Consider the following 21960-nt stretch of genomic DNA (forward strand, 5'->3'; position numbering starts at 1 on the left):
CGTGCCAGCATACGAACAGCTACCACCCTGGAACAAACCCTTCGCCGAGCAGCTCGACTTCTTTAAAAAGAAACTGAACCTGCCGACTGAACGCTGGGACGATATCATGCGTGCCGCCCATGACCGGGCGTTTATGGTGGCGGGCGCGCAAAGTGCAGACTTGCTGGTTGATTTGCGTATGTCATTGATCAAGGCAATAGAGCAAGGAACAGGCATTGAAGCCTTCCGTAAAGACTTTAAGCAGATCGTCGCTAAGAATGGCTGGACGGGTTGGACTGGGGAAGAGTCATCGGCAAAGACTGCCTGGCGCACCAAAGTCATATATCAGACCAATATGTCCACCAGCTACGCGGCTGGACGCTGGCAGCAGTTGAACGATCCAGAATTGCTAAAAGTCACGCCGTACTGGAAATACAAACACAGCGATAGCGTGACTTTCCCGCGCCCTTTACACAAGAGCTGGGACGGTTTAACACTTCCACCGGACAACCCATTCTGGCAGGAACACTTCCCGCCCAATGGTTGGGGCTGTCAATGTCGAATTGTCCCGGCGACTAAGTCAGCGTTTCTGAAAGCAGCGGCCAATGGCCGTGGCCCGGCCAATGCGCCCGCACCAGGCGATACGGAAGGAATAGACGATGGCTTCCAGTATGCACCTGGCGCAAACATTGATATGCCTTTACGCCAGGCAGTCCAGGACAAGTTAATCATTTACCCGCCAGCGATTACCAAGGCGCTGACCGTCGACGTTAACAAACGCATTAACGCGCATGAGGAAATACCCGACTTTGTGAGGCGTGCGCAGGATGATTCTTCCGTGACTGAACCCTTGTTCCTGGGCTTTGTAGAAGATGCCAATAAGATTGGCCAGGTCGTCGGCCAGGATGTAACTGGCTATATGGTGACGCTTCCAGGCTCAGCATCTCGGCATGTCGACAAGAGCCATGGCCGTGATAGTGGTGACCAAAGAGCACCCGAGCCGGAAGACTTCCAGCACTTAATTCGGGTGTTAAATGATGCCGATGGCTTGCAGAAAGGCGCTGTATCTCGTCACGATTTGCAGACTTTGGTAGCCTGGAAAGACATAAACGGCGAGCAGTTCAGAGCAGTATTTGAGGTTTTAACGGGGAAGAAAAACCGGGCGCTTGCTTTGTTGACTTTCTTTATCAAGCGCTAATGAGGTGATAAGTAGGCGGGAGCTAATGTATACATCCCCTAACTATTACGTCCGAAACGAATCCGCCAATGCCTAAAATAATAGCACAGGTGCAGAATTATGATTGAAATTAAGTACAACGATACCGTAGCGCAGGCGCTCTTGCAGCGTATCGTGGACAAGACCAGCAACGCCGAACCCGTATTGCGCGCCATAGGCGAAACTGTCATGGAGATCAGTAAGCAGTCGTTTGAAACATCATCCTCGCCCGATGGGTCGCCCTGGGCGAAAAATAGCGATGTGACGATCCTGCGCTACCTGGAGCAACAAAGCGGCAATTTTAAGGGTGATGGCAATTTGTCAAAGAAAGGCCAGGCGCGCCAGGCTAGCAAAAAACCGTTGATCGGTCAGTCCAAAGACTTATCCAGGCAGTTCAGTTATGAGGTGACTGCTGATTCTGTCACAGTTAGCAATTCGATGGTCTACGCAGCAATACAACAGTTTGGCGGTACACGGTCACAGTTCCCACATCTTTGGGGCGATATCCCAGCACGTCCTTTTATGCCGATCGATGGGACAGGCAAACTAATGCCTCTGGCGGAAGCCGAAATTGTTGGTCTGATGCAGGAATACTTGGACGAGATAATCGAAGAATAGCAATATGCGTTTACAGGCTCGCTGTGGCCTTCAAACCTTGTTCAACGCCGATTCGTACCCATCAGGCCATTTGGGCGCGTTAAACAGGCGTTAAATCCGCTTCAATTGGCAAGCGCGTTACAAGTTTGCTTTTGGAACTACAGGTTTGGTAAAAATACGCGCTTTACAACCTACCCCACCTCACTGAAGCCCATCAGCTTTTTTGCACTTCCCAAGCAGTGCAAAGTGATGGCATGACAAAGCCCACTCACATCCTCGTCGCTTCGATGACGTTTGACCTGCCGACCAGCAGCACTGCTGGCTTGCAGTTACTTCCCGCTGGAGCCTTCCGTTCACGCGATGGCAGACCTACTGATTGCGCAGCCTGGATAACTACCGAAGGCATCGCAGCCAATTTAATTACATTGGCCAACAGTTCTGTCACGCGCCTGGTGATTGACTATGAGCACCAGACGCTCAATTCTGCGACCAACGGTCAACCGGCTCCAGCGGCAGGCTGGTTCCAGCAAATGGAATGGCGCGACGGTGTCGGCTTGTTTGCAATCGATACCGAGTGGACAGACAAGGCAGCAGGAATGATCGCTGCCAAAGAATACAAATATATTTCCCCCGTTTTCGCCTATGACAAGAACACGGGCGAAGTCTTGCAAATTCTGCATGTTGCTCTAACCAACACCCCAGCGCTGGACGGTATGCAGACCGTGGCGCTGAACACCTTACAGGCTGCGTTGCAGCTTTCCACCCAACCATCAGAGGAAACGATGAACCCATTATTGAAAGCATTGCTCGCGGCCATTGGCCTGGCAGAAACAGTAAACGAAAAAGACGCAGTCGCCGCCGTGACTGCCTTGAAAGCGAAGGCTGACTCGGTCGCTGGCAAGGACACCGAGATTGCCGCCCTGAAAGCTACCGTTGACCAAGTCGCTGTCAAGGATCAGGAAATCGCCGCTCTCAAAGCCACTGTGGCGAATACAGGCAACCCTGATCCAGCGAAATTTATGCCTATTGAGGCGGTTAAACCCCTGCAAGACCAGCTCGCTGCTTTGACCGCCAAGATTAATGGTCGTGAAGAAGACGAAGTGGTGACTGTGGCGCTCAAAGAAGGCCGAATCCTGCCAGGGCAAGAAGAATGGGCGCGTGACCTGGCGAAGAAAGACTTGGCTTCGCTCAAGACGTATTTGGGAAAAACCACCCCTATTGCAGCGCTGACCCAGACGCAGACCGGCGGCAGATCCCCGGTCGCTGATCCGAATGCCGCTTTGACTGTTGAGCAAGTCGCTGTCTGTAAGGCACTGGGCTTATCCACCGAAGATTTTAAAAAATCATTGGCCCAGGCATAAGTCACGCTCATAAAGCCAAATTCCACTCATCCGGTTTAACACTCAGGAGCAACACCTATGACAGCAGCAACCTCAGACCGCAATTCGTTACGCCGTGACGGTTCGGTTTATGAACATCCCATGAAAGCGGCAACCAAAATATACGCAGGAACGATGGTTGTTATTGATCCTGCCACTAACCTGGCTATACCAGGGAAAACAGCAACTGGCCTTAAGTCTGTGGGTGTTGCCCAATGCCTTGCTGACAATAGCACAGGAGCAGACGGTGATATCCGTGTACGTGTGTTCCGTGGCCCGGAAAATGTCTACCGTTTCGCCAATTCCGGTGGCGGAGATTTGATCGTCCTGGGGGACATCCAGGCACCTTGCTACATGGTTGATGATTCAACTGTAGCGAAAACAAGCGCTACTAATACGCGCAGCGTGGCCGGGACTATCCGCGATGTGGATGTCGGCGGGGTTTGGGTTGAGTTTTAACCAGACCTAAAGCTTCCAATGCAATAGCAAGAAATCAGAACATCAAACTTTACTGGAGCTATCCATGATTATTAACCAAAGCAATTTGAGCGCCTTGTTCCAAGGGTATAAGGTGATTTTTCAGCAGGCGTTTGCCAATGTGCAAAGTGACTACGGACAGATCGCCATGACCGTGCCGTCCAGCACTGGTACAGAAGTTTATCCGTGGTTGGGACAAACCACTCGTTTCCGTGAATGGATCGGTGATCGCGTTATCCAAAACCTGTCGACACACGACTTTTCCATTAAGAACCGCACATGGGAAGATACGATCTGCGTACCACGTGAAGCCATCGAAGATGACACGTATGGAGTGTTCCAGCCAACGATTGCACAATTAGGCCAAGATTCACAAACGCATCCTGATCAATTGGTGTTTTCTCTCTTGGCTGCGGGGTTCACCACCAAGTGCTATGACGGACAATATTTTTTTGATACTGACCATCCAGTGATGAACGCAGATGGATCAGTTTCCTCGGTATCGAATTTTGGTGGTGGTTCCGGCCCAGCCTGGTTTTTGCTAGATACCAGCAAAGTCGTCAAACCTATTATCTACCAAGTACGTAAGCCCTATAGCTTTGTCGCTATGGACAAAGAAACTGATGACAACGTGTTTAACCGCAAAGAATATGTGTATGGCGTTGATGCACGTAGCAATGTTGGTGTCGGCCTGTGGCAACTAGCGTATGCGTCCAAAGCCACACTGGATGAAGATTCCTATGGCGCAGCCCGCGCAGCATTGATGTCTCTCAAGGGTGATAACGGTAACCCGCTGGGTGTCCGTCCGACATTGCTGGTGGTTCCTCCCAACCTGGAAAAACAAGCGCTGAAAGTCCTCCAGGCCGAGAAAAACGCCAATGGCGCAACCAATATTTACCAAAACACCGCCAAATTGCTGACCACTCCCTGGTTGGCATAAGTAAGACACCTGTGGATGAGGCAACTGTCTCATCCCAGCCAAACCCGTATCTCGAATCATTTAGGAGTATCCCATGGCAAAAATCAAAGCATTACGTGTCGTAAGTAAAGCGGCCTCATTTCGTCGAGCCGGTTATCAGTTCACAGGAGAGCCAAAAGACATTCCTGTATCTGAACTGGACGAGCAACAACGTGCGGCTATTGACGGTGACCCAGCGTTAGTTTCCTTTGAAATTGAAATCGACGACCCTATCGCAGATGGGGACGGCGCAAAGATCAGTAAAACCGCCAAGAAGTAATTTAACGCCCATACCGCCATGAACTATTGCACTAAGACAGACTTGATTACCGCGTTCGGCATGGATGAACTTATTCAGACCACTGACCGAGAAAACGCCACAGTCATCAATGACGTAGTGTTAAACAACGCTATAAACGATGCTGAAGCAGAAATCAATGTCTGGCTTGCCGGGCGATATGTGCTGCCACTGCCTAGCGTTCCAGAGATTTTACGCAAGGTGGCAATGGACATTACCAGGTATCACCTCTGGATCGATGTCCAGGCCGATCACCCTGTCGCAGTCCACTATGATCGCCAGTTGAAGCTGCTGAAGTCTATTGCAACTGGGACAGCATCACTGGGCCTGGACGCCATTGGCGCGCCTGCGCTGACGACTGACACTGTGCAGATTGCCACTGGTCGTAATGACTTTGGCGATCGGAGGGCATGGTAATGGACGACTACCTGGTACTTGAAGATTTGCTTGTGGCCCAGCTCAAGGGCACGATGCCCGAGCTTAAGGCTGTCATGACAGCCATAGACCTGGCAGGTGTGAAGGATGCCAGGCAGGTCGAACCAGCCGCACACGTGATCTATATCGGCGACGACATTGGCGAAGGCAGTACGAGTCAAGGCAGCAACGGCCAGGCACAGGTAGTTACGCAGCAATGGATGGTGGTGCTGGTCGTTAAATTTGCAGGCACGGTCGCTACTGGCAAAGGCAACCGTGTTAAAGCCGGGCCACTGATCATCAAGCTATTAAAGGCGTTGGGTGGTTGGCAGCCTCCCAACGTGCTGTTTAGGCCATTACGTCGAATCAACGCACCAAAGGTGGCGTACCAAAACGGCTTCGCGTATTACCCCTTCGCATTCAAAACCTCTTTTGTTTTAGGAAAATCATGACTACTACTTCGCAAAACCTCGTCAAAGTTGCACTCAAAAAAAGCCACACCCATGCAGGTACGACGTATGAAGAAGGCAAAGAAATTGTTGTTTCCCAATTAGATGCGGACTGGCTGGCCAGCAATGCCATTGGTGAAGTCGTACCTGGCGAAAAAGAAGCTGAAGCCGAGAACCAGGGGCCACCCAGAGGTAAAGCAAAGACCTGACCCCTTCACACGCAGCAAACGAGCAGTTCAATTTAACATCAGCATTCAGGAGGCAATATGCCAACAACCTATCTGTTAGGGCAAGGTAAAGTCTATATCGCCAAGCGTGACGCTTTCGGCAATCCAAAGGCTTTACGCTGGCTCGGTGACGTATCAGCAGCAAAGCTCGCGTTGAAGGTAACGAACGCGGAACAAAAAGAATCCTATTCCGGCCAGCGTGGAACCGTTAAGCGCGTCCAGGTCGGAAAAGAGGCCACCATAGAATTGACAATGATGGAAATCAACACGGACAATCTGGCTTTGAACGTGTCCGGCGTCGTCACTAACACACCAAGCGGTTCTGTAACAGGCGAAGCACTGCCCGTAGTCGTAGCTGGAAATCGCGTTGCCTTCAAAAATCCAGGTGTTACTTCGGTAGTAATTACAGATTCTGCATCTACCCCTGTGACACTAGCAACGACCAAGTATAAGGTCGACCCAGCCTTTGGCGCGGTTGACTTCAAAGACGTGACTGGCGCTACACAGCCCTTTCTGGCAGCGTATTCTCATGGTGCAGTAGATAGCGTGGCGATGTTCAACGCACAGCAAGAAGACGATTTCCTTCGATATGAAGGTATCAACCTTGCTGAAAACGGCGCGCCTATCATAGTGGAACTCTATAAGGTGAACTCCGAGCCTTTGAAAGAACTGGCGTTGATTACCGATAAGTTTGCCGAAATGCAGATCACTGCTGCCGTGCTAATCGACGGTGCGAAGACACCCAGCGACGAACTGGGCCAATTCGGGCGAATCCTCCAGATCGCTGCAAGCTAAATAACACGTATCTCCGTAGCACCCTTCTCACTGAAGCCCATCTTGTTGGGCTTCTTTTCATTGCTCTTTAGACTTGATACATCCCATCCAGTCAACCAGGAGCAAGCATGTCAACCACCCCCGCAGCACAATCAGCAGACGATCTGAGCCAAGTAATCCCGACCGTTGAAACCGCGATCGTCGCTGGTGAAACGTTAGAAATTAAACACTTCAAAATTGGCCGCTTGCCGTTGGTCTTGCTTGCGGTACAGCCAATCAGTCACATGCTGATGAATCGTGTCCCTGGTGAACGACTCGATGTCCCTAGCATGTTTGTGACGTATAGCGCTGACTGCCTCCAATTGTTAGCAATCTTGGCTAATCGGTCGAGGGAATGGGTCGATGAACTTGATCCAGACGAAGCGGTAGAATTATTTGGACGCCTGCTGGAGGTAAATCTCGATTTTTTTATCGCCAAAGTCCTGCCGAAAATGACAGGCACGGCAACAAGGCTAACGCAAACAGTAAAAGGCAACGTCCAAGCAGTACAAACTCTTGGGCAGATGGCATCCAGCTACTCGTCCAAAGCGGCCACAACTTCAACGACATCTTAAATTACACCTGGCCGCAATACTTTGCGTTTTCGAAAAGTGTCCAAAAACTCAAGAAGCAACGCAATAGAGAATTGTTCACCTTGATGATACTTGCCGCGAAGGGCGATCAAGATGCCATCACAGGTGCGTTAAAAGATTTGGAGACTTAATGTCCACTACCCTAGAACTGAAGATTAAGAGCCTGGTAGAGGGCTTGCAAGGTGTAACTGACCTGGCAAAAGAGATTACGTCTTTGGGCAGTTCTGCAAAAGCTGCCGGAGCGAACGCGTCCGAAGGAAAGAAAGGCTTTACCGAATTAGGATCAGAAGCAGAGGCATACAAAACAATCGGTGTTCGCTCTTTTGCAGAGATACGGGCAGAAATTTCTAAGGTCAACCTGGCATATCAAGAGCTGACTAATAGCAATAAGCTGTCCGGTAAGGAATTGCAGGCAGTCACAGACGCGACTAAGACCAAATTAGCCGGACTAAACGCAGAACTCGCAGGCAGTGTCAACAAATCCAAAGAAGCTGGCGACGGCTTTGGTGGAATAAATACACCACTCGGGCAATTAAAAGACAGTGTTGCGAGCCTAATAACGGCATTTACGGCTCTTGCGATTGCATATGGAATTAAAGAATCGGCTGACTACGCTGCGCGAACTGAAGTACTTGGTACTACGTTGGGCGTGGTGGGCAAGAACGCTGGCTATTCTGCATCACAACTATCTGGCTATGAGAAAGAGGTCAAGGGCCTGGGTATCACTACTCAAGCTACACGGCAATCGCTAACCCAAATGATCCAGGTAGGTCTCGAAATAGGCCCTACTGCCGCTGAGCAAGTATCCCAGGTATCCAAACTTGCGCGTGCTGCACAGGACTTGGCGGTAGTAACAGGTGAGAATTCAAGTGCCACATTGAGTCGCTTGATCACTAATATCCAGCAAATGGATACTGAGGGCCTGCGTTATATGGGGCTCACAGTCAACATTCAACAAGCACAGGATAAATTTGCACTGTCCCTTGGGAAGACTTCGGAACAACTGACTCAGCAGCAGAAAATACAGGCTGTCGCTAATGCTGCCCTTAGCCAGGCCGCGAACCTGACAGGTGCTTATGAAGCATCAATGCAAAACGTCGGGAAACAAATCCAATCAATTAAGCGCTACCAAGAAGAATTAGCCAACGCAATTGGTGAAAAACTATTACCTGCCTATTTTGAATTGGTAAAAGCGGCAACTGATTTTTTAAAGGTTGCGGAACAAACCTTTAAATCAAGTGATATCAGTGGCCAAGGAGCCAGAAATTTGGCCGCTGGAACCAAAGAATTTTTTACCGGGTTAAGCGATTTCTTTTCTGGAATATTGAAAATCGGTGCAGAGGTAACGCCAGTCATGGAGACAGTGCTGGGTACTTTTCTGGATTTTGGTGGTGCAATACTTCGCAACGTAGCGGCGGTTCTTCAATTAGGGGATACCGTTGACGCAACAGGGACGCGAATCTCAAGCTTTGGACAGGCACTTAACGACACTATCATCATTCCGCTAGGAATATTAATAGCTGGATTGCGAGACGGCTTCGATTTCATCGGTGCTGTAATTTCAGGTCTTACAGGTGGCGTACTTGATTTTGCTGGGATATTTTTACAAGCGCTGGGAAAAATTGTCGGTTATTTCAAAAGCGATTTGGGTAAAGCAATTGCAGGCGCTGGCGACGATCTACGAGAAACCGCTAAAAGTCTCACTGGGTATGCAGATGAAACCGTGAATAAATTTGCACGAGGAGAGACGCAATTAAGTAAATTTAACGCAAAGCTTTCCGAATCAAAAGAAGCAGCGGTTGCACTTGCGAAATCAAGCAGTTTTGGAGATATCGAAGAACAAATACGAAAGCTTGTGGAAGCAAAACGTAAAAGTGCATTGACGGACACAGAATTAAAAAAATCCTCCGAAGACGTTGCTGCTGCAATTAAACGTTTGGGTATTGAAGTAGACGACGCAACTGGAAAAACTAAGCTCAGTGAAGATCAAATCAAGAAACTGAATGCCGAGCTATTGAATGTCACTAAAGAATCGGCTCAGCAGTTTTCTGAGGCCATTAATGACATGGGACTCAAGATTGCTAAATTCGGTGAAACAGAATATTTAACGCCGTTAAGCAAAGAGTTCGACAAGATCGCGGGTGACATATTGAAACTGGCAGACAACGCCACGACGACATCGCTCCAATTTAGGGAAGCCTTTGCCAAAGGTCTAGATTCAGCGAAAACACTAGCCGATTTAGACAAACTCTCTGACTCTCTCATTAATGCAAGAAATGCAGGCAAAGATCTAGGGGACGCAGCCAATCAAATAAATGGCAAGTTCCAGGAAGTATTTACCACATCGTTAAAGGTTGCGAGAACAAAAGACGACTTCGCATTGCTCACTGCTGAATTAAAGCAGATGGGCGACAAAGGTGAGCTGTCGGCCAAGATTGTCGATAAAGCCATCGCAGACTTGCAGGAGCGCATAAAGGGAACCCGAGCAGAAACTGCTCTGTTAGCTCAACAAGCTACCGACTCGGCCAGGTCATTGGTGGCTGTAGGCCAAGCGCATTTAGCAGTTGCACGGGCTGACTATGATGTTGGCCATGCCAGAATCGATGTTTGGAAGGCGCAAAATAAGTATGCAAAAGATGGCTCAGATTTGTCCCAGGAAGAATTGCGCTTAGCGCAGTTAAACTTGCAATTGGCGGAAGCAAGAGCGGCAGAGGCACGGCTTCACTATGTAGAGGCACAGCAATCCAATAAGGTACTAATTGCACAAGAAGAATTGATCCTGGCTACAAAGCGATTGGAGCGTGATGTAGACAATGAAGCCCTTATTTTAGCGAAAGATTCCGCGACCAAAAATTTGGAGGGTGCGCAGGCCAGCTACGAGGTTACCAAACAGAAAGCGATAAAACAGCAGGAAGTCGTTCTTAAAATAGAAGAAGAGGTCTTGCAGCAAAAGCTAGCTGTCGAGCAGGCCAGTGCCATTGCGGAACAAATGAAGGCCGCTGCCGAACAATCTGGAAATATCTCAAGCAATACCTCCAGCGCGTCTGAAAATATTAGGTCAGCAGCGTCACAGTCTCAAAATTTAACGTCAGGCTTAATTTCTGCTGCTGGAGCCGCCGCCTCTCTTACCACCAATTTAAAAGGTGCAAATGCTGAGCAGCTAAAACTTGCATCCGCCATTCAGGGGATAGCGGCTGCACAGAGGCGCCTTGACATCGCACAGGGCCACGGGACTGGCGTCTCGCAAATAGGTGGTGGTGGAAAAGCTGGCGGCGGCGTTGATGGCGTCCGCAACGTCGAACAAGAGACCACGTCATCCAGAAACAGCCGCATAACTGCCGAAAACCAAAAGACCCAGAGCGCTGCCAATGACCTGAACCATACAGGCGTGGCTACCGACAGCGATATCGCCGACATGCTGTTTGACTCAGAACATGGCAAACGCATCGAACCGACAGAAGAAAACAAGGCCAGAGCGCAAACTGCCTGGTTTGCTGCCCGTGCAAACAAAGAGATATTCGACGCTAACCGTAGCGCATTCTCTTCTGATGGTGCCGATTCTATCGTTAAGAATTTCAATCGAGCCAAGTCGTTAATGGAGTCACTGGGGCTGAACGCCAGTTACGGTGACAGTGCCGGCATTAACGATGGCAGCGGTGGCCAGGGCGGCTTCGGTAGCGGCAAATATGGTTTTGGCATGAAGAAAATCGATGGTTCACACCGTGGTGGGCTTGACCGTGTACCTAAGGACTACTATCTGGCTTTGCTGCATGAGGATGAAAAAGTCCTTACCGCACCAGAGGCAGACAGCTACCGCAAAGCGCCAACTGTCTCAGACTTGTCACGTCAACTGCTGGAGCGCATCAGTTACGAGAGCAAAGACAACACGCCTTCGCTATCAGAACAGGCTGTGAAGGCCAGCGCCACCCAAAAACCGAGCAAAACAATCCAGGTCAACTTTACAGATGGCAGCGGTAAAACAGTACCGATGACGACAGACTCAAGAAACGAACCGTCCTTGCTGGAACTGCTAAATCGCGCCAAAGGAGTCGCATCATGATTTTACGAAACATCCGTTTAGCCCAAAGTTTAACGCTTTCACACGACCTGCAATGGATTGATGAGCATCTATGGTCGCCTGTGGTATCGAACGCCGAGTACACGCTTGGTGGGGCCTTGCTGATCGAAAGCGCCACACGTCTCGCAGGCAGACCTATCAGCTTACAACCGCCAGATGCGGAAATGGCCTGGCATACCAGGGCAACCGCTGACCTGTTGAGGTCGTGGGCAACAGTACCAGGAGAGCAATTCATTTTATCGTTGGACGATGGCCGCATTTTCACAGTGGTGTTTCGCCATCATGAGCCGCCAGCGCTGGAAGCTGACCCGGTACGCAAGATGGCTACCTATGACGCCGATGACTACTGGCTGATCAAACTCAAATTTATGGAGATTTAACGATGGGTATTTTAAGCGGCGATATCGCCCTGGTGACTTCCCGCGTCATGGATGACGTGGCCGAAGGCGGAGGCGCGCCAACATCCGTTGCAATTGTCGACGGTGCTTCTAACGGGATATTCCCCGATGTCTCAGAGCTTGATCGCGCTGGTGGCCGTGTCAACTTGCGCAAGCTGTTCACAGCCGTGCGCACACTCAGCGTGGACAGCTACTTTGGCGCAAACGTGATCGTAGCGGAACCGCCATCAGACCCGCGTGTTTCTGTCACCTTGTTCTCAACAGGCCAAGTTTTTGACATTCGTTCATCCGCGAAGCAAAGGATAGAGTCCTACCTGTCCATCGGCTCCAGATACCCCGGTTATCTATTTGGCGATCACATCGCTGGCCAACGAATCGTGACACTACTTCAGCGCGAAAACATACCCACTCCCGCCGTAGGTGACACGTTGGTACTGCGCAAGAACCAAGGCTTAACCACGCAGTTTGAACAATATATCAAGGTGATTGCGGTCACATCGATTGTACGCAGCTTTACAGACGCTAGCGGTGATTTTACCCGGCTGGAAGTCTCTCTCACTCTCAGCGATGCTTTGACTGATGATTTCAAAGGGCTGGACGCAACCAAAGTCGAACCCTTGGAAAACGTCTATGAAGGCAAGACAAGAACGTTTTCTACCATTGTCGCTGACGCCGCCCGCTACTATGGCGTCGTGCCGTTAGTACAAGCAGCCAGCCTGGGCGACTTGTCGATAAAGGGTTCCGGTATCTTTACCCAGCTCGTGCCAAGTACGCGTATCGAAGTGCCGATCGCTGACGCCAGGATGAGCCAGCGCAAAACCACCCTGTTAAAAGCGGGTGAACCTGTCACCGCCAGCGTGGTTGCAGTCTTCAGTACATCGCAGGCTTTTTATATCGGTGGTCAAATCTTGCCTGGTTCGCTGAGCATTTCCGCAGGGCCAGTCGTTTTAAAGGACAAAGGCGGCGTACTTTTTAACGGTGATACTTCTGTCGGAAACGTTGATTACGACAACGGCGTAGCAACGCTGGCCAGCAATGTCTTAGGGACAGGCGGTAATAACCTCTCCTATACCTACACGCCCGCAGGTAATCCGACATCCGTCACCAATTCCATAGGCGTTCCTGTTACCACCCAGGGGCAGCGCTCAAACTGGGTGTTTTCCGTTTCGTCCATCCCAGCGCGTGGCAGCATGCAGGTAAGTTACCGGGCGTTGCAGCGCTGGTATGTGTTGACTGACGATGGCTCTGGCGCATTACGTGGCTCGGATAGCGCCATTGGTGCTGGCACGATCAATTTCACCACAGGCACAGTATCTGTGACTCTGGGTACATTGCCAGACGTTGGCAGTCAGATCGTCCTGCAATGGGTAGATTCTTCCGGCTCACGCCCTCTCAACCTGATACCTACGCAACCAGGTGTGTTGCCCAAAGCGTTCGGCAAAGTCGTAATTCTCAATGATGCGGTTAAGCCTGGCGCACTGCTGCTGACCTGGAATGATGGCGCGGCTCGGACTGCCACTGATGTAGCAGGAAATTTAACAGGCGACGCAACTGGCACGATTAACTATTCCACTGGCAAGATCATTTTCAGGCCAAACACTTTGCCTGCAAAGAACACGAACATATCGGTGACAACGACCAGCGCAGTCAGCATCGCGGACGGTGTCGCAGCCTTTACAGACAGCGGCGCTAACTGGACGTTTGTAGTCACTGCACCGATCAGACCAAGGACATTTCAAATGTCCGCCTTTACCAAGGCGCTAGGCGTGAACTGGATCGGTGACGAAGTGCAACAGCGCAGATTGCTACGAATCTTTGACGATGGGTCAGGCATTCTGCAAATCGCCAACACCACCGCCAACTTGAATGTCGGCACGATCAACTACGCCACAGGCGCATGCACCTTGATGAAAGCAATCACGGGTTACAACAAGGAAGACGCCGAATATTTAGAAAACGACCTGCTGTCAGATGGGTCAATCTCATTTGGCCGCTTCACAGGTCGTAAAAACTATCTCAGAACTCTATCTATTCTTAACGGGCCGGAGGTTTAAGGTATGTCAACAGGATCATCAGCAGGAACCTCAACAGAGACAGGCGATGTCAATGCCAAGACAGCCACTTGGCAATGGTGGACAGGCGAAACGGCACGGGCGGCAGAAGTGCAATATGTTGGTTCAGACAGTACGGCAAAAAATTATAACTTTGCTGTCGACGTGCTTTTCATGCAAGGCGACCCAGCACCAACCTCATTTAACATGGCTGGCCAGCGCTATTTCGTCAATACCGACAATGGGCTAATTCGCAATCCGTCCTATTCAACGGGAATTGGCACGAACGTGGGCGCGCTGGGGACAGTGGCCAACCAGTACGGCGTCATTCTTTCTACCTGGGACGCAGGGACAGCAAACAATCCATCCGGACTAACGGGTGTCGATGCCTTGGGTACATCATCACAAACTGACGCGGTGACATTCAGAACTGCTGTTTCACCACTGTTCAACGGCGGCTTCACTCTGAGCGGCACAACGCAGGACGATTCCACATTTAACGTCACACCCGATATTCACGGGGTAATCAATAACCCTTCTGCGGGTGTTTTTGGTGTCGTCGACTATAACAATGGCATCGCTAGCATCCGGTTTGGCAGGCCCGTTGACGACACACATGCATCTGATCCAGGGGTTGTTGACCTAACGTATATGGGCATCGCTGGCGTCAAGTACGTTAAAACCTTTTCGGCCAAGTCCGACACCTTGCGATATAGCGCTGTTGGTTACTCATACCTGCCGCTGGATCAAAACATTCTCGGTCTTGACCCAGTGCGTTTGCCTACGGATGGCAAGGTGCCGATTTTCAGAGTGGGCAGTTTTGTGGTGGTCGGGCATTCTGCAACAGTCGGCCCGGCAACGGTGACCAACGGCCAGACCATCAATTGCGCCCGCGTTCGTTTATCGCGTATCCGTATCCTGGATGCAGCCAACCAAGTCATCAACCTGGGCTACACCCAAGACCTGGAAGCCGGAACGGTCACTTTCACAGACGTGTCTGGCTACGCCCAACCGATCACTGTAGAGCATCGCATAGAAGACATGGCGCTTGTCATTGACGCCCAGATTAACGGCCAGTTGACTTTGTCAAGGGCGTTAACGCATGACTTTCCCATCGGCTCTTATGTGTCCAGCGCATTAATCATTGGCGATACTCATGCCCGTGTATCTACGCTTTTCGACCAGGCGACGTTTGATAACACCTGGCAGGACTCGGTCGTTGGCAATCCAGCGATCGGTACATTTAACGACACGCTCGCACCGATTGTCGTGACCAACAAAGGGGCATTGACAGAACGCTGGGCAATTCGATTTACGAATACGACAGCGTTTGACATCATCGGCGAGCACACTGGGGTGATCGGTACAGGCAGCACAGGCGTTGATGCCTCGCCCAACAATCCAGCTGCAGGTGCACCGTACTTTGTCATCCCGGCAGCTGGTTGGGGTGCTGGCTGGGCGGTAGGCAATGTGCTGCGTTTCAATACGGTAGGTGCAACCAATCCGATCTGGGTGGCCAGGACGATTTTGCAGGGGCCACCTACCACGGCTGATGACAAATTTACGCTGCTGGTACGTGGCGATATTGACCAACCCTAAGAGTAAAACCATGACTGATACAAGCGTTAAATATTTTCATTCCGAGATGCCAGGTGCGCCAGTCTTGAGCGGCACGGTGGGCAGCGCGATAGCCGTCCTGGATGCCTGCCTCGTCAATGGCTTCGGCATTGCCAGTGTCAGCGCCCTGGTTGTGGCGGACAACATAGCGACGATCACCATGCCCGCTGGCCACAGCTTTGTGCCAGGCGCAGTAGCATTGTTGAGCGGTGCGACACCATCGGAACTGAATGGCGAACACCGCATCGCCACTGTGGTTGGAAATTCCGCCACGTTCCCAACGACAGGTATTACCAACCAAACTGCGACAGGGACGATTTCTGCCAAAGTCACAGCGGCGGGCTGGGTCAAGGCTTTCAGCGGTTCAAACCTAGCTGCATATAAATCGACAGATATCCTCGGTACTGGGTGCTATTTGAGAGTGGACGATACTGACCCATACAACGCTCGCGTCATGGGCTATACAGCGATGTCTGCCATATCCACTGGTGACAATCCATTCCCAACATCGGCGCAACAGGCTGGCGGGCTGTTTTGGTCTAAAAGCGAAAGCGCCTCATCAGCGGCACGTAAGTGGGTTATTTTTACAGACGGTCGGACGCTGTACTTCAATCGCTTCAATTCGGCATCAAACGTCGGAGCCTGTGAAATGGCGATGTTCGGTGACTTGCTCTCTGTTAAACCGTCTGGCGATACCTTCGGCTGCATGATTACAGGATGCGCGTCTGACAAATCAAACGGCAGCGCGGCAACGATAGACCAGAATTTCTACTCGTCGGCCACGCCAGGAAGCGCTTACCTTGCTAAATCCTACTCTGGTCTGGGCGATGCTATCCAGGGGATAAGGACTTTCCCAACGGCACTCACAACGGCTACATCGTTCTATTCCGCGCAAGTGAGCAATGCAACACCTTACCCAAATCCGACCGATTACGGTCTTTACCTTGTTCCATTTAACATCAGCGAAGACAGTAAAGCATTCAGAGGAACGATGCCGGGTGTGTACGCCGTTCCTCAGAGTGTACCGACAAACACATTTGCGACCCATGACACCGTAAACGGGGTGGCGAATTTGCCTGGCCGTGTCATGAAAGCTGTTGTGAGCAAGAACCCTGGCAACAGTGTCTATGGGACGGTGTTCTACGATCTGACCGGGCCTTGGAGATAAAGATGGCAGATATCTACGAAAACAGCACCGTCCTGCGAGTACCATTTAACGATGCCGATGGCACGACTGTGCCTGCGGACACCAGTATTGCTAACATGGCCTTAGCCGCGAAAGGTAGCGCGGTGGTCAATACAGGCACAAGCGCTCATTATGTAACAGCAGGTAATTTGCCTAACGGTTCCTGGTTTGAAATTAGTGGTTTGGATACGTCTCGTTTTGCTGGCGACTTTACGATCGAGGCGTGGGTTTATCTCAATTCCTTGCCCGATTATCCAGTTATTTGGTCAAGGCAGGATGGCGTCGGATTTGCAGCCAATTTCGGTTTGAAGCCTACTGGCCCAGAGTTCTATTTTGTGACGACGACTGGTAGCAACGAGCACGTTGACTCAATTGCCTCAGGTATTACCTTCAATATCCAGCAATGGCATCATGTCGCGGTCTGTCGTGCCGGGTCTGTCCTCCGTGTGTTTACGGATGGTATAAAGACAGGTGAAAATACTTGTTCTACGCTACCAATTAAGAACATTTCGCAGCCGGATTACATTGGCCGCATCGGTGGTACATCGCTCTACTTTCTGGATGGCCGCTTGTCTGACTTGCGGATTACAAGCGCTGCCAGGTATATCGCAGACTTTGCACCACCCTTGCCGTTTGGGTTGCCTGGTGATTCGCTGTATGCGAATGTAAGCTTGCTCGTCAAGTTTGACGGCATTTCAGGCGGTACGACTGCTTTTGATCATAGTCCATTTAGCAGCGCAATTAGCCGAACAGGCGTACCTTTTTTAGACGCAGCAGTCAGAAAATTTGGTAGTACAAGCAGTAAATTTACTTCGTCGCCTGATTCCTGGCGGATTGCCCACGATGCTGTTTATAACCTGGATACCGATTTTACGATTGAGGCGTGGGTCTATCCAACCGGCTTTCCTTCGGGCGGTTCGGCGGCAGTGTTGACCAAGCGTGGATCGAGTCATAGCTTTTGGTTTGGACTGGACATGAATGGCGTTCATCTGACGCTTTGGGACACCACCGTAACACCAACATCGATTGCTGCCACGGCCAGCGCCATTCCATTGAATGCCTGGACGCATGTAGCGGCAACTAAATCAGGCTCAACGATCAGGCTATTCAGAAACGGAAGCCTGGAAACCACTGCGACATATTCGGCAGCAGTCAATCAAACAACCAATGAGTTGTCGATTGGTAGTGATCCCTCTGACGGGTCGTATCAGTTCCTTGGCAATATTGACGATGTACGAATTACGCGTGGCATTGCGAGGTATGTGACCAACTTTGTACCGCCGCAAAGCTTGGTGGGAACGTCCTTACTCATTTTGTCTTCAGTCGCACCTAAGTGGTTTGGTTTTAATAGCCGACTGCGGGCAATTGGTATTGATGGCGAAGGGAAGATCAGCGGCACAACCAAGCTGAAAGGAACGCCGGACACGCCTGTCAGTGAGCAAGTCCGTTTAATACGTGAGCCAGACGGTCTGCTTGTCCGGGAAACACGGAGCGACCCACTTACAGGGGGCTATGAGTTCCGTAACATCAACGCTACCTATAAATACACTGTTGTCAGCTATTTCACCGGGCGCGATAAACGAGCAGTGATCGCGGACAACTTAACGCCTGAAATTAACACATGACTCTGTACGTATCCCAGGCGCATATTAATGCCAGGCTTGCCGGGTCGCTGGCTCACTTGGACACAGGTTCAGCCCATGCGCGTATTCGCGTCTACGGTGGCACTCAGCCGCCTGCGGGTGGTGCAGCGTCTACCATGCTGGCCGAGATTGTTTTAAGCAAGCCAGCAGGTGTGATCGCTGGCAGCGTTCTGACTTTGACACAGGAGGAAGATACGCTGATAGCGAGAACGGGCATTGCCACGTGGGCGCGTGTTATCAACGGTAATGGTGATATCGCATTTGACTGCGACGTGTCGGACGCGGCTGGGGGTGGCGTGTTAAAACTGTCGACTACCCAGCTTTACGCTGGCGGTAAATTGCCATTGCAATCGGCTGTGATTGGCTAGCAATGACAAAGATCACTGATTTGCTGTTTGAGCAAGCACCAGCGTCCAACCCTGCAAGCCTGGTGTTTGGCGACACAGCGCCTGCTTATGTTCCGGTTGACCTGGTGTTTTCTCAATCGCCGATTGGTAACCCGGCGAATTTGGTTTTCGGAGGCGATGACGTTGTCATCATTGTTGACGATGTATTAGCCAAGCTTGCTTTAACGTTTCAAGCAATCACGTTTGGTGGTGCTGCAAGCTATTTCTCTGACACGTCGCGACCAGTCGTCGGTAAAGTAGAAACCCAATGGCAAAGAGCGGGGGCCAATGAGATTGGTGTGCAGGCATCTGTCCGCCATATGCAAAGTGATCGAGTGATCAATCAGAGTGACTGGCAGGCGGCAAAAGCGAATCCTGCGGGCGTCACGATGGCGCTAAAACACACGCTGAGATCGTCACGGCTCTCTGCTGGCCACAGATATCAAGATGGGCGGAAATTTACAACGGGTTACTTGAGTCAATATGCAGCAATGCGACCCATTGCCAGGGCAAGCAGCCAAACAGCTTGGCAAGACGCAGCGCCCGTTAAAACTGAGCGTGTAAGCAGCTACCAAGCTCTGCGACCAGTAGCGCGGCAGGTACGAGAGACAGGCTGGCAAGAAGCCATAGCAAAGCGCCGTGAAGTCCATAGTCCATATCAGCGCGGGAAGACGTCAATCATTCACGCTGGTAGCAGGATGCAAAAGGCACGCCGCCCACCGCCTGGCATATCCAGCTCAACTGTTCCGCCTGTAAAGAACCCTTGCTACATACCACCAATGGGTAATGCGGTTCAGATCTTGTTCACGGATGCAGCGGCGTTAAACGCAAGCCTGGTGTTTGTCTGTGATCACGGTATCACGCCGCCAAGCACCATTGTCATACCTTCAAAAAGGACATATATCGTGTTAAACAACGTGCAGTTGCGCCGGGTCGACGGCAATCATATTCTGCCCGCCACTACTCTAAGTATGCAGATCGATATGGATAGCTGGACGTGGGGGTTTTCAACATCGATGCCAGCTTCCGCGTTAAATCTGGTTGAGCCAGGCACGTCAGGCGATCTGGTCATACTTGAGGCATCAATAAACGGTGTACCGTATTTGCTCATTGCAGAAGATATCCAGATGGATTGGGCCTTTGGTAAGAAAACCGTCACGGTGAGTGGTCGTGGTATATCTGCCCAGCTTGCAGACCCATACAGCCCTATTGTGACGTTTAAGAATGATATTGCTAGGACAGCGCAGCAGTTGATGAATGACGCGCTTACTGTCAATGGCGTGTCCTTGGGCTGGTCGGTTGATTGGCGCATCGATGACTGGCTGGTGCCTGCTGGTGTATGGAGCCATCAAGGCAGCTATATGTCCGCCATCAATACCATTGCCCAGGCAGCAGGTGCATTTGTCCAACCCGATCCGGTCAATACCGTATTGCGGATCAGGCCACGTTACCCCGTTAAACCTTGGGAATGGGCATCAGCTACCGCAGACATAGAATTGCAAAGTATAGCTGTCGTTAAAGAGTCCATCTCCTGGGCAGACAAGCCGGACTACAACGCCGTATATGTGAGCGGAACCACTAGCGGCGGCGTGTTGGGGCTGGTAAGACGCAATGGGAGCGCAGCAGACAAGCTGGCTCCAATGATTACCGATGCTTTAACCACGGATGTCATCCCGGCCAGACAGCGAGGCATAGCCACTTTGGCAGAAACTGGGCGTATTGCAACCTACTCACTGAGCCTGCCAGTGATGGCGGAAACTGGAATTATTGAGCCTGGCACAATGCTCAAATATGTTGATTCAGCCGCTGCTTTAGGTGTGGTTAGGGGTGTATCAATAAGCACTGATCAGGCGAAACTACGTCAGACAATAGAGGTGCAGGCCCATGGCTAATATCTATAAGGTTTTCAAAGATCTGATACCAAATGCTCCGTTGTTAATCGGCAGAGTGATCGTCATCGAGGTCGGTCAGTGCGTGATTGCCCTGCCTGGTGGCGGGCAGATCACTGCAAGGGGGAATGGAATTGTCGGACAGAACGTCTTTGTCAAAGACAGTGTGATTCAAGGAGACGCGCCAAACTTGGCCGTTCAAGTAATAGACGTATAGAACAGAGCGACCCGGTCAGTGCGGTAACACTGGCCAGGCCATCTGAATGCAGCATGCACTGCGCTCAAACCAAGGCCCTGCCACCTGTACAGGTGGGCAGAAGTCTATCACGGAGCGTTAAATGCAGGAAATACGATGTGGAAAATGCAGTAAAAAATTAGGGGCAGGTGAATACACCAGGCTCAGTATTAAATGCCCGAGATGTAAAGCATTAAATGAATTGAGCGCCATGAGTGCCATACCTGAACGCCCAGGAGCGTCACCAGGAGCAGGTAATTATGACGAATCCAATAATCCCTTGGTTGGGTGGAAAACGTAGGCTAGCGGATAAATTGATCCCGCTGTTTCCAAGGCATGAGTGTTATGTGGAAGTGTTTTGCGGCGGCGCTGCCCTGTATTTTTTAAGACCAGTGCCAGCGCCTACAGAAGTAATCAACGATATTAACGGTGAACTCGTGAACCTATATCGTGTCGTTCAGCACCATATGGAAGAGTTTGTAAGGCAGTTCAAGTGGGCAATCAGCAGTAGACAGATTTTTAAGTGGCAGAAAGCCATCGTGCCGGAGACTTTAACGGATATTCAGCGGGCGGCACGGTTTTACTACCTTCAACAGCATGCATTCGGTGGCAAGGTCAGTGGCCAGAACTTTGGGACGGCAACCACAGGATCTCCAATTAATCTGTGTCGGATAGAGGAAAGCTTGAGTGCAGCCCATTTGCGCCTGGCTGGCACGTATGTAGAAAACTTGACCTGGCAGGACTGTATGAGGCGATACGACAGGGCGCATACATTCTTCTACTGTGACCCGCCATACTGGGAGACGGAGGGTTATGGTGTTGATTTTGGGTATGAGAACTATACCCAGATGGCCGAATTTATGAGGACATGCAAAGGTAAGGTGATGGTCAGCATCAATGATCATGCTGCAATCAGGGAGGCATTTAACGGCCTGCATATGATGAGTTTAGATATCAAATACAGTGTGTCCAATACGCACGGCCAGCCGGAAACAAGCAAAGAATTGGTGATTACGAACTGGGAGCCGGGGATTTTAGATAGTCTGTTTTAGAGAATCGAGGTATGAGCCAAGACTC

The 21960-nt window shown here is 50.8% G+C and carries 22 protein-coding genes; all 22 read left to right on the forward strand.

Features of this window, described 5'->3' with window-relative positions:
- Position 1: 1 nt before the first annotated feature.
- The 22 genes from ACO0LH_RS10485 to ACO0LH_RS10590 all read left to right on the forward strand — a co-directional run bounded on the left by ACO0LH_RS10485 (position 2) and on the right by ACO0LH_RS10590 (position 21935).
- Positions 2-1177, forward strand: coding sequence for a phage minor head protein (locus tag ACO0LH_RS10485; protein WP_422941016.1), 1176 nt, complete (start codon positions 2-4; stop codon positions 1175-1177).
- A 99-nt stretch (positions 1178-1276) separates the two neighbouring features.
- Complete coding sequence (locus ACO0LH_RS10490) at positions 1277-1813, forward strand: phage virion morphogenesis protein (RefSeq protein ID WP_422941017.1); 537 nt, start codon at positions 1277-1279, stop codon at positions 1811-1813.
- 233 nt (positions 1814-2046) lie between these two features.
- A complete protein-coding gene (locus ACO0LH_RS10495) occupies positions 2047-3153 on the forward strand; it encodes a phage protease (RefSeq protein WP_422941018.1) in 1107 nt (368 codons plus the stop codon).
- Between the two features lie 57 nt (positions 3154-3210).
- A complete protein-coding gene (locus ACO0LH_RS10500) occupies positions 3211-3630 on the forward strand; it encodes a hypothetical protein (protein WP_422941019.1) in 420 nt (139 codons plus the stop codon).
- 64 nt (positions 3631-3694) lie between these two features.
- Complete coding sequence (locus ACO0LH_RS10505) at positions 3695-4588, forward strand: Mu-like prophage major head subunit gpT family protein (RefSeq protein ID WP_422941020.1); 894 nt, start codon at positions 3695-3697, stop codon at positions 4586-4588.
- A 73-nt stretch (positions 4589-4661) separates the two neighbouring features.
- Positions 4662-4886: a hypothetical protein gene (locus tag ACO0LH_RS10510; RefSeq protein WP_422941021.1), complete on the forward strand. Its 225-nt coding sequence runs from the start codon at positions 4662-4664 to the stop codon at positions 4884-4886.
- 18 nt (positions 4887-4904) lie between these two features.
- Entirely contained in the window at positions 4905-5321 is a 417-nt protein-coding gene (locus tag ACO0LH_RS10515) for a gp436 family protein (RefSeq protein ID WP_422941022.1), read from the forward strand.
- Entirely contained in the window at positions 5321-5770 is a 450-nt protein-coding gene (locus ACO0LH_RS10520; RefSeq protein WP_422941023.1) for a phage tail terminator protein, read from the forward strand. The genes ACO0LH_RS10515 and ACO0LH_RS10520 overlap by 1 nt, the downstream gene beginning before the upstream one ends.
- A complete protein-coding gene (locus ACO0LH_RS10525) occupies positions 5767-5976 on the forward strand; it encodes a DUF7210 family protein (protein WP_422941024.1) in 210 nt (69 codons plus the stop codon). The genes ACO0LH_RS10520 and ACO0LH_RS10525 overlap by 4 nt, the downstream gene beginning before the upstream one ends.
- A gap of 57 nt (positions 5977-6033) precedes the next feature.
- Entirely contained in the window at positions 6034-6789 is a 756-nt protein-coding gene (locus ACO0LH_RS10530; protein WP_422941025.1) for a hypothetical protein, read from the forward strand.
- 107 nt (positions 6790-6896) lie between these two features.
- Positions 6897-7382, forward strand: a complete 486-nt coding sequence (locus ACO0LH_RS10535; protein WP_422941026.1) for a hypothetical protein — start codon at positions 6897-6899, stop codon at positions 7380-7382.
- 148 nt (positions 7383-7530) lie between these two features.
- Complete coding sequence (locus ACO0LH_RS10540) at positions 7531-11460, forward strand: hypothetical protein (protein WP_422941027.1); 3930 nt, start codon at positions 7531-7533, stop codon at positions 11458-11460.
- The gene (locus ACO0LH_RS10545) at positions 11457-11858 is read left to right on the forward strand and encodes a hypothetical protein (protein WP_422941028.1); all 402 of its coding nucleotides are present in this window, start codon (positions 11457-11459) and stop codon (positions 11856-11858) included. Before ACO0LH_RS10540 ends, ACO0LH_RS10545 begins: the two co-directional genes overlap by 4 nt.
- 2 nt (positions 11859-11860) lie before the next feature.
- Positions 11861-13930, forward strand: a complete 2070-nt coding sequence (locus tag ACO0LH_RS10550) for a hypothetical protein (protein ID WP_422941029.1) — start codon at positions 11861-11863, stop codon at positions 13928-13930.
- A 3-nt stretch (positions 13931-13933) separates the two neighbouring features.
- Positions 13934-15526: a hypothetical protein gene (locus ACO0LH_RS10555; protein WP_422941030.1), complete on the forward strand. Its 1593-nt coding sequence runs from the start codon at positions 13934-13936 to the stop codon at positions 15524-15526.
- A gap of 10 nt (positions 15527-15536) precedes the next feature.
- A complete protein-coding gene (locus ACO0LH_RS10560; protein ID WP_422941031.1) occupies positions 15537-16712 on the forward strand; it encodes a hypothetical protein in 1176 nt (391 codons plus the stop codon).
- Between the two features lie 2 nt (positions 16713-16714).
- On the forward strand, positions 16715-18355 hold the full coding sequence (locus tag ACO0LH_RS10565; RefSeq protein ID WP_422941032.1) for a LamG domain-containing protein: 1641 nt from the start codon (positions 16715-16717) through the stop codon (positions 18353-18355).
- On the forward strand, positions 18352-18741 hold the full coding sequence (locus tag ACO0LH_RS10570) for a hypothetical protein (protein ID WP_422941033.1): 390 nt from the start codon (positions 18352-18354) through the stop codon (positions 18739-18741). Before ACO0LH_RS10565 ends, ACO0LH_RS10570 begins: the two co-directional genes overlap by 4 nt.
- Positions 18742-18743: 2 nt before the next feature.
- Positions 18744-20651, forward strand: coding sequence for a hypothetical protein (locus ACO0LH_RS10575; RefSeq protein WP_422941034.1), 1908 nt, complete (start codon positions 18744-18746; stop codon positions 20649-20651).
- A complete protein-coding gene (locus tag ACO0LH_RS10580; RefSeq protein WP_422941035.1) occupies positions 20644-20865 on the forward strand; it encodes a hypothetical protein in 222 nt (73 codons plus the stop codon). The genes ACO0LH_RS10575 and ACO0LH_RS10580 overlap by 8 nt, the downstream gene beginning before the upstream one ends.
- A 121-nt stretch (positions 20866-20986) precedes the next feature.
- Positions 20987-21184 carry a Com family DNA-binding transcriptional regulator gene (locus ACO0LH_RS10585; RefSeq protein ID WP_422941036.1) on the forward strand — a complete coding sequence of 66 codons (198 nt, stop codon included), beginning with the start codon at positions 20987-20989 and terminating at the stop codon, positions 21182-21184.
- On the forward strand, positions 21144-21935 hold the full coding sequence (locus tag ACO0LH_RS10590) for a DNA adenine methylase (RefSeq protein ID WP_422941037.1): 792 nt from the start codon (positions 21144-21146) through the stop codon (positions 21933-21935). Before ACO0LH_RS10585 ends, ACO0LH_RS10590 begins: the two co-directional genes overlap by 41 nt.
- Positions 21936-21960: the final 25 nt, after the last annotated feature.

Origin of the sequence: Undibacterium sp. TJN19, from assembly GCF_049339485.1 — a bacterium.
Lineage (GTDB): Bacteria > Pseudomonadota > Gammaproteobacteria > Burkholderiales > Burkholderiaceae_D > Undibacterium.

Coding starts and splice junctions, on each gene's coding strand:
- ACO0LH_RS10490 (WP_422941017.1), top strand. CDS start 1,277: ATGATTGAAATTAAGTACAACGATACCGTAGCGCAGGCGCTCTTGCAG.
- ACO0LH_RS10495 (WP_422941018.1), top strand. CDS start 2,047: ATGACAAAGCCCACTCACATCCTCGTCGCTTCGATGACGTTTGACCTG.
- ACO0LH_RS10500 (WP_422941019.1), top strand. CDS start 3,211: ATGACAGCAGCAACCTCAGACCGCAATTCGTTACGCCGTGACGGTTCG.
- ACO0LH_RS10505 (WP_422941020.1), top strand. CDS start 3,695: ATGATTATTAACCAAAGCAATTTGAGCGCCTTGTTCCAAGGGTATAAG.
- ACO0LH_RS10510 (WP_422941021.1), top strand. CDS start 4,662: ATGGCAAAAATCAAAGCATTACGTGTCGTAAGTAAAGCGGCCTCATTT.
- ACO0LH_RS10515 (WP_422941022.1), top strand. CDS start 4,905: ATGAACTATTGCACTAAGACAGACTTGATTACCGCGTTCGGCATGGAT.
- ACO0LH_RS10520 (WP_422941023.1), top strand. CDS start 5,321: ATGGACGACTACCTGGTACTTGAAGATTTGCTTGTGGCCCAGCTCAAG.
- ACO0LH_RS10525 (WP_422941024.1), top strand. CDS start 5,767: ATGACTACTACTTCGCAAAACCTCGTCAAAGTTGCACTCAAAAAAAGC.
- ACO0LH_RS10530 (WP_422941025.1), top strand. CDS start 6,034: ATGCCAACAACCTATCTGTTAGGGCAAGGTAAAGTCTATATCGCCAAG.
- ACO0LH_RS10535 (WP_422941026.1), top strand. CDS start 6,897: ATGTCAACCACCCCCGCAGCACAATCAGCAGACGATCTGAGCCAAGTA.
- ACO0LH_RS10540 (WP_422941027.1), top strand. CDS start 7,531: ATGTCCACTACCCTAGAACTGAAGATTAAGAGCCTGGTAGAGGGCTTG.
- ACO0LH_RS10545 (WP_422941028.1), top strand. CDS start 11,457: ATGATTTTACGAAACATCCGTTTAGCCCAAAGTTTAACGCTTTCACAC.
- ACO0LH_RS10550 (WP_422941029.1), top strand. CDS start 11,861: ATGGGTATTTTAAGCGGCGATATCGCCCTGGTGACTTCCCGCGTCATG.
- ACO0LH_RS10555 (WP_422941030.1), top strand. CDS start 13,934: ATGTCAACAGGATCATCAGCAGGAACCTCAACAGAGACAGGCGATGTC.
- ACO0LH_RS10560 (WP_422941031.1), top strand. CDS start 15,537: ATGACTGATACAAGCGTTAAATATTTTCATTCCGAGATGCCAGGTGCG.
- ACO0LH_RS10565 (WP_422941032.1), top strand. CDS start 16,715: ATGGCAGATATCTACGAAAACAGCACCGTCCTGCGAGTACCATTTAAC.
- ACO0LH_RS10570 (WP_422941033.1), top strand. CDS start 18,352: ATGACTCTGTACGTATCCCAGGCGCATATTAATGCCAGGCTTGCCGGG.
- ACO0LH_RS10575 (WP_422941034.1), top strand. CDS start 18,744: ATGACAAAGATCACTGATTTGCTGTTTGAGCAAGCACCAGCGTCCAAC.
- ACO0LH_RS10580 (WP_422941035.1), top strand. CDS start 20,644: ATGGCTAATATCTATAAGGTTTTCAAAGATCTGATACCAAATGCTCCG.
- ACO0LH_RS10585 (WP_422941036.1), top strand. CDS start 20,987: ATGCAGGAAATACGATGTGGAAAATGCAGTAAAAAATTAGGGGCAGGT.
- ACO0LH_RS10590 (WP_422941037.1), top strand. CDS start 21,144: ATGACGAATCCAATAATCCCTTGGTTGGGTGGAAAACGTAGGCTAGCG.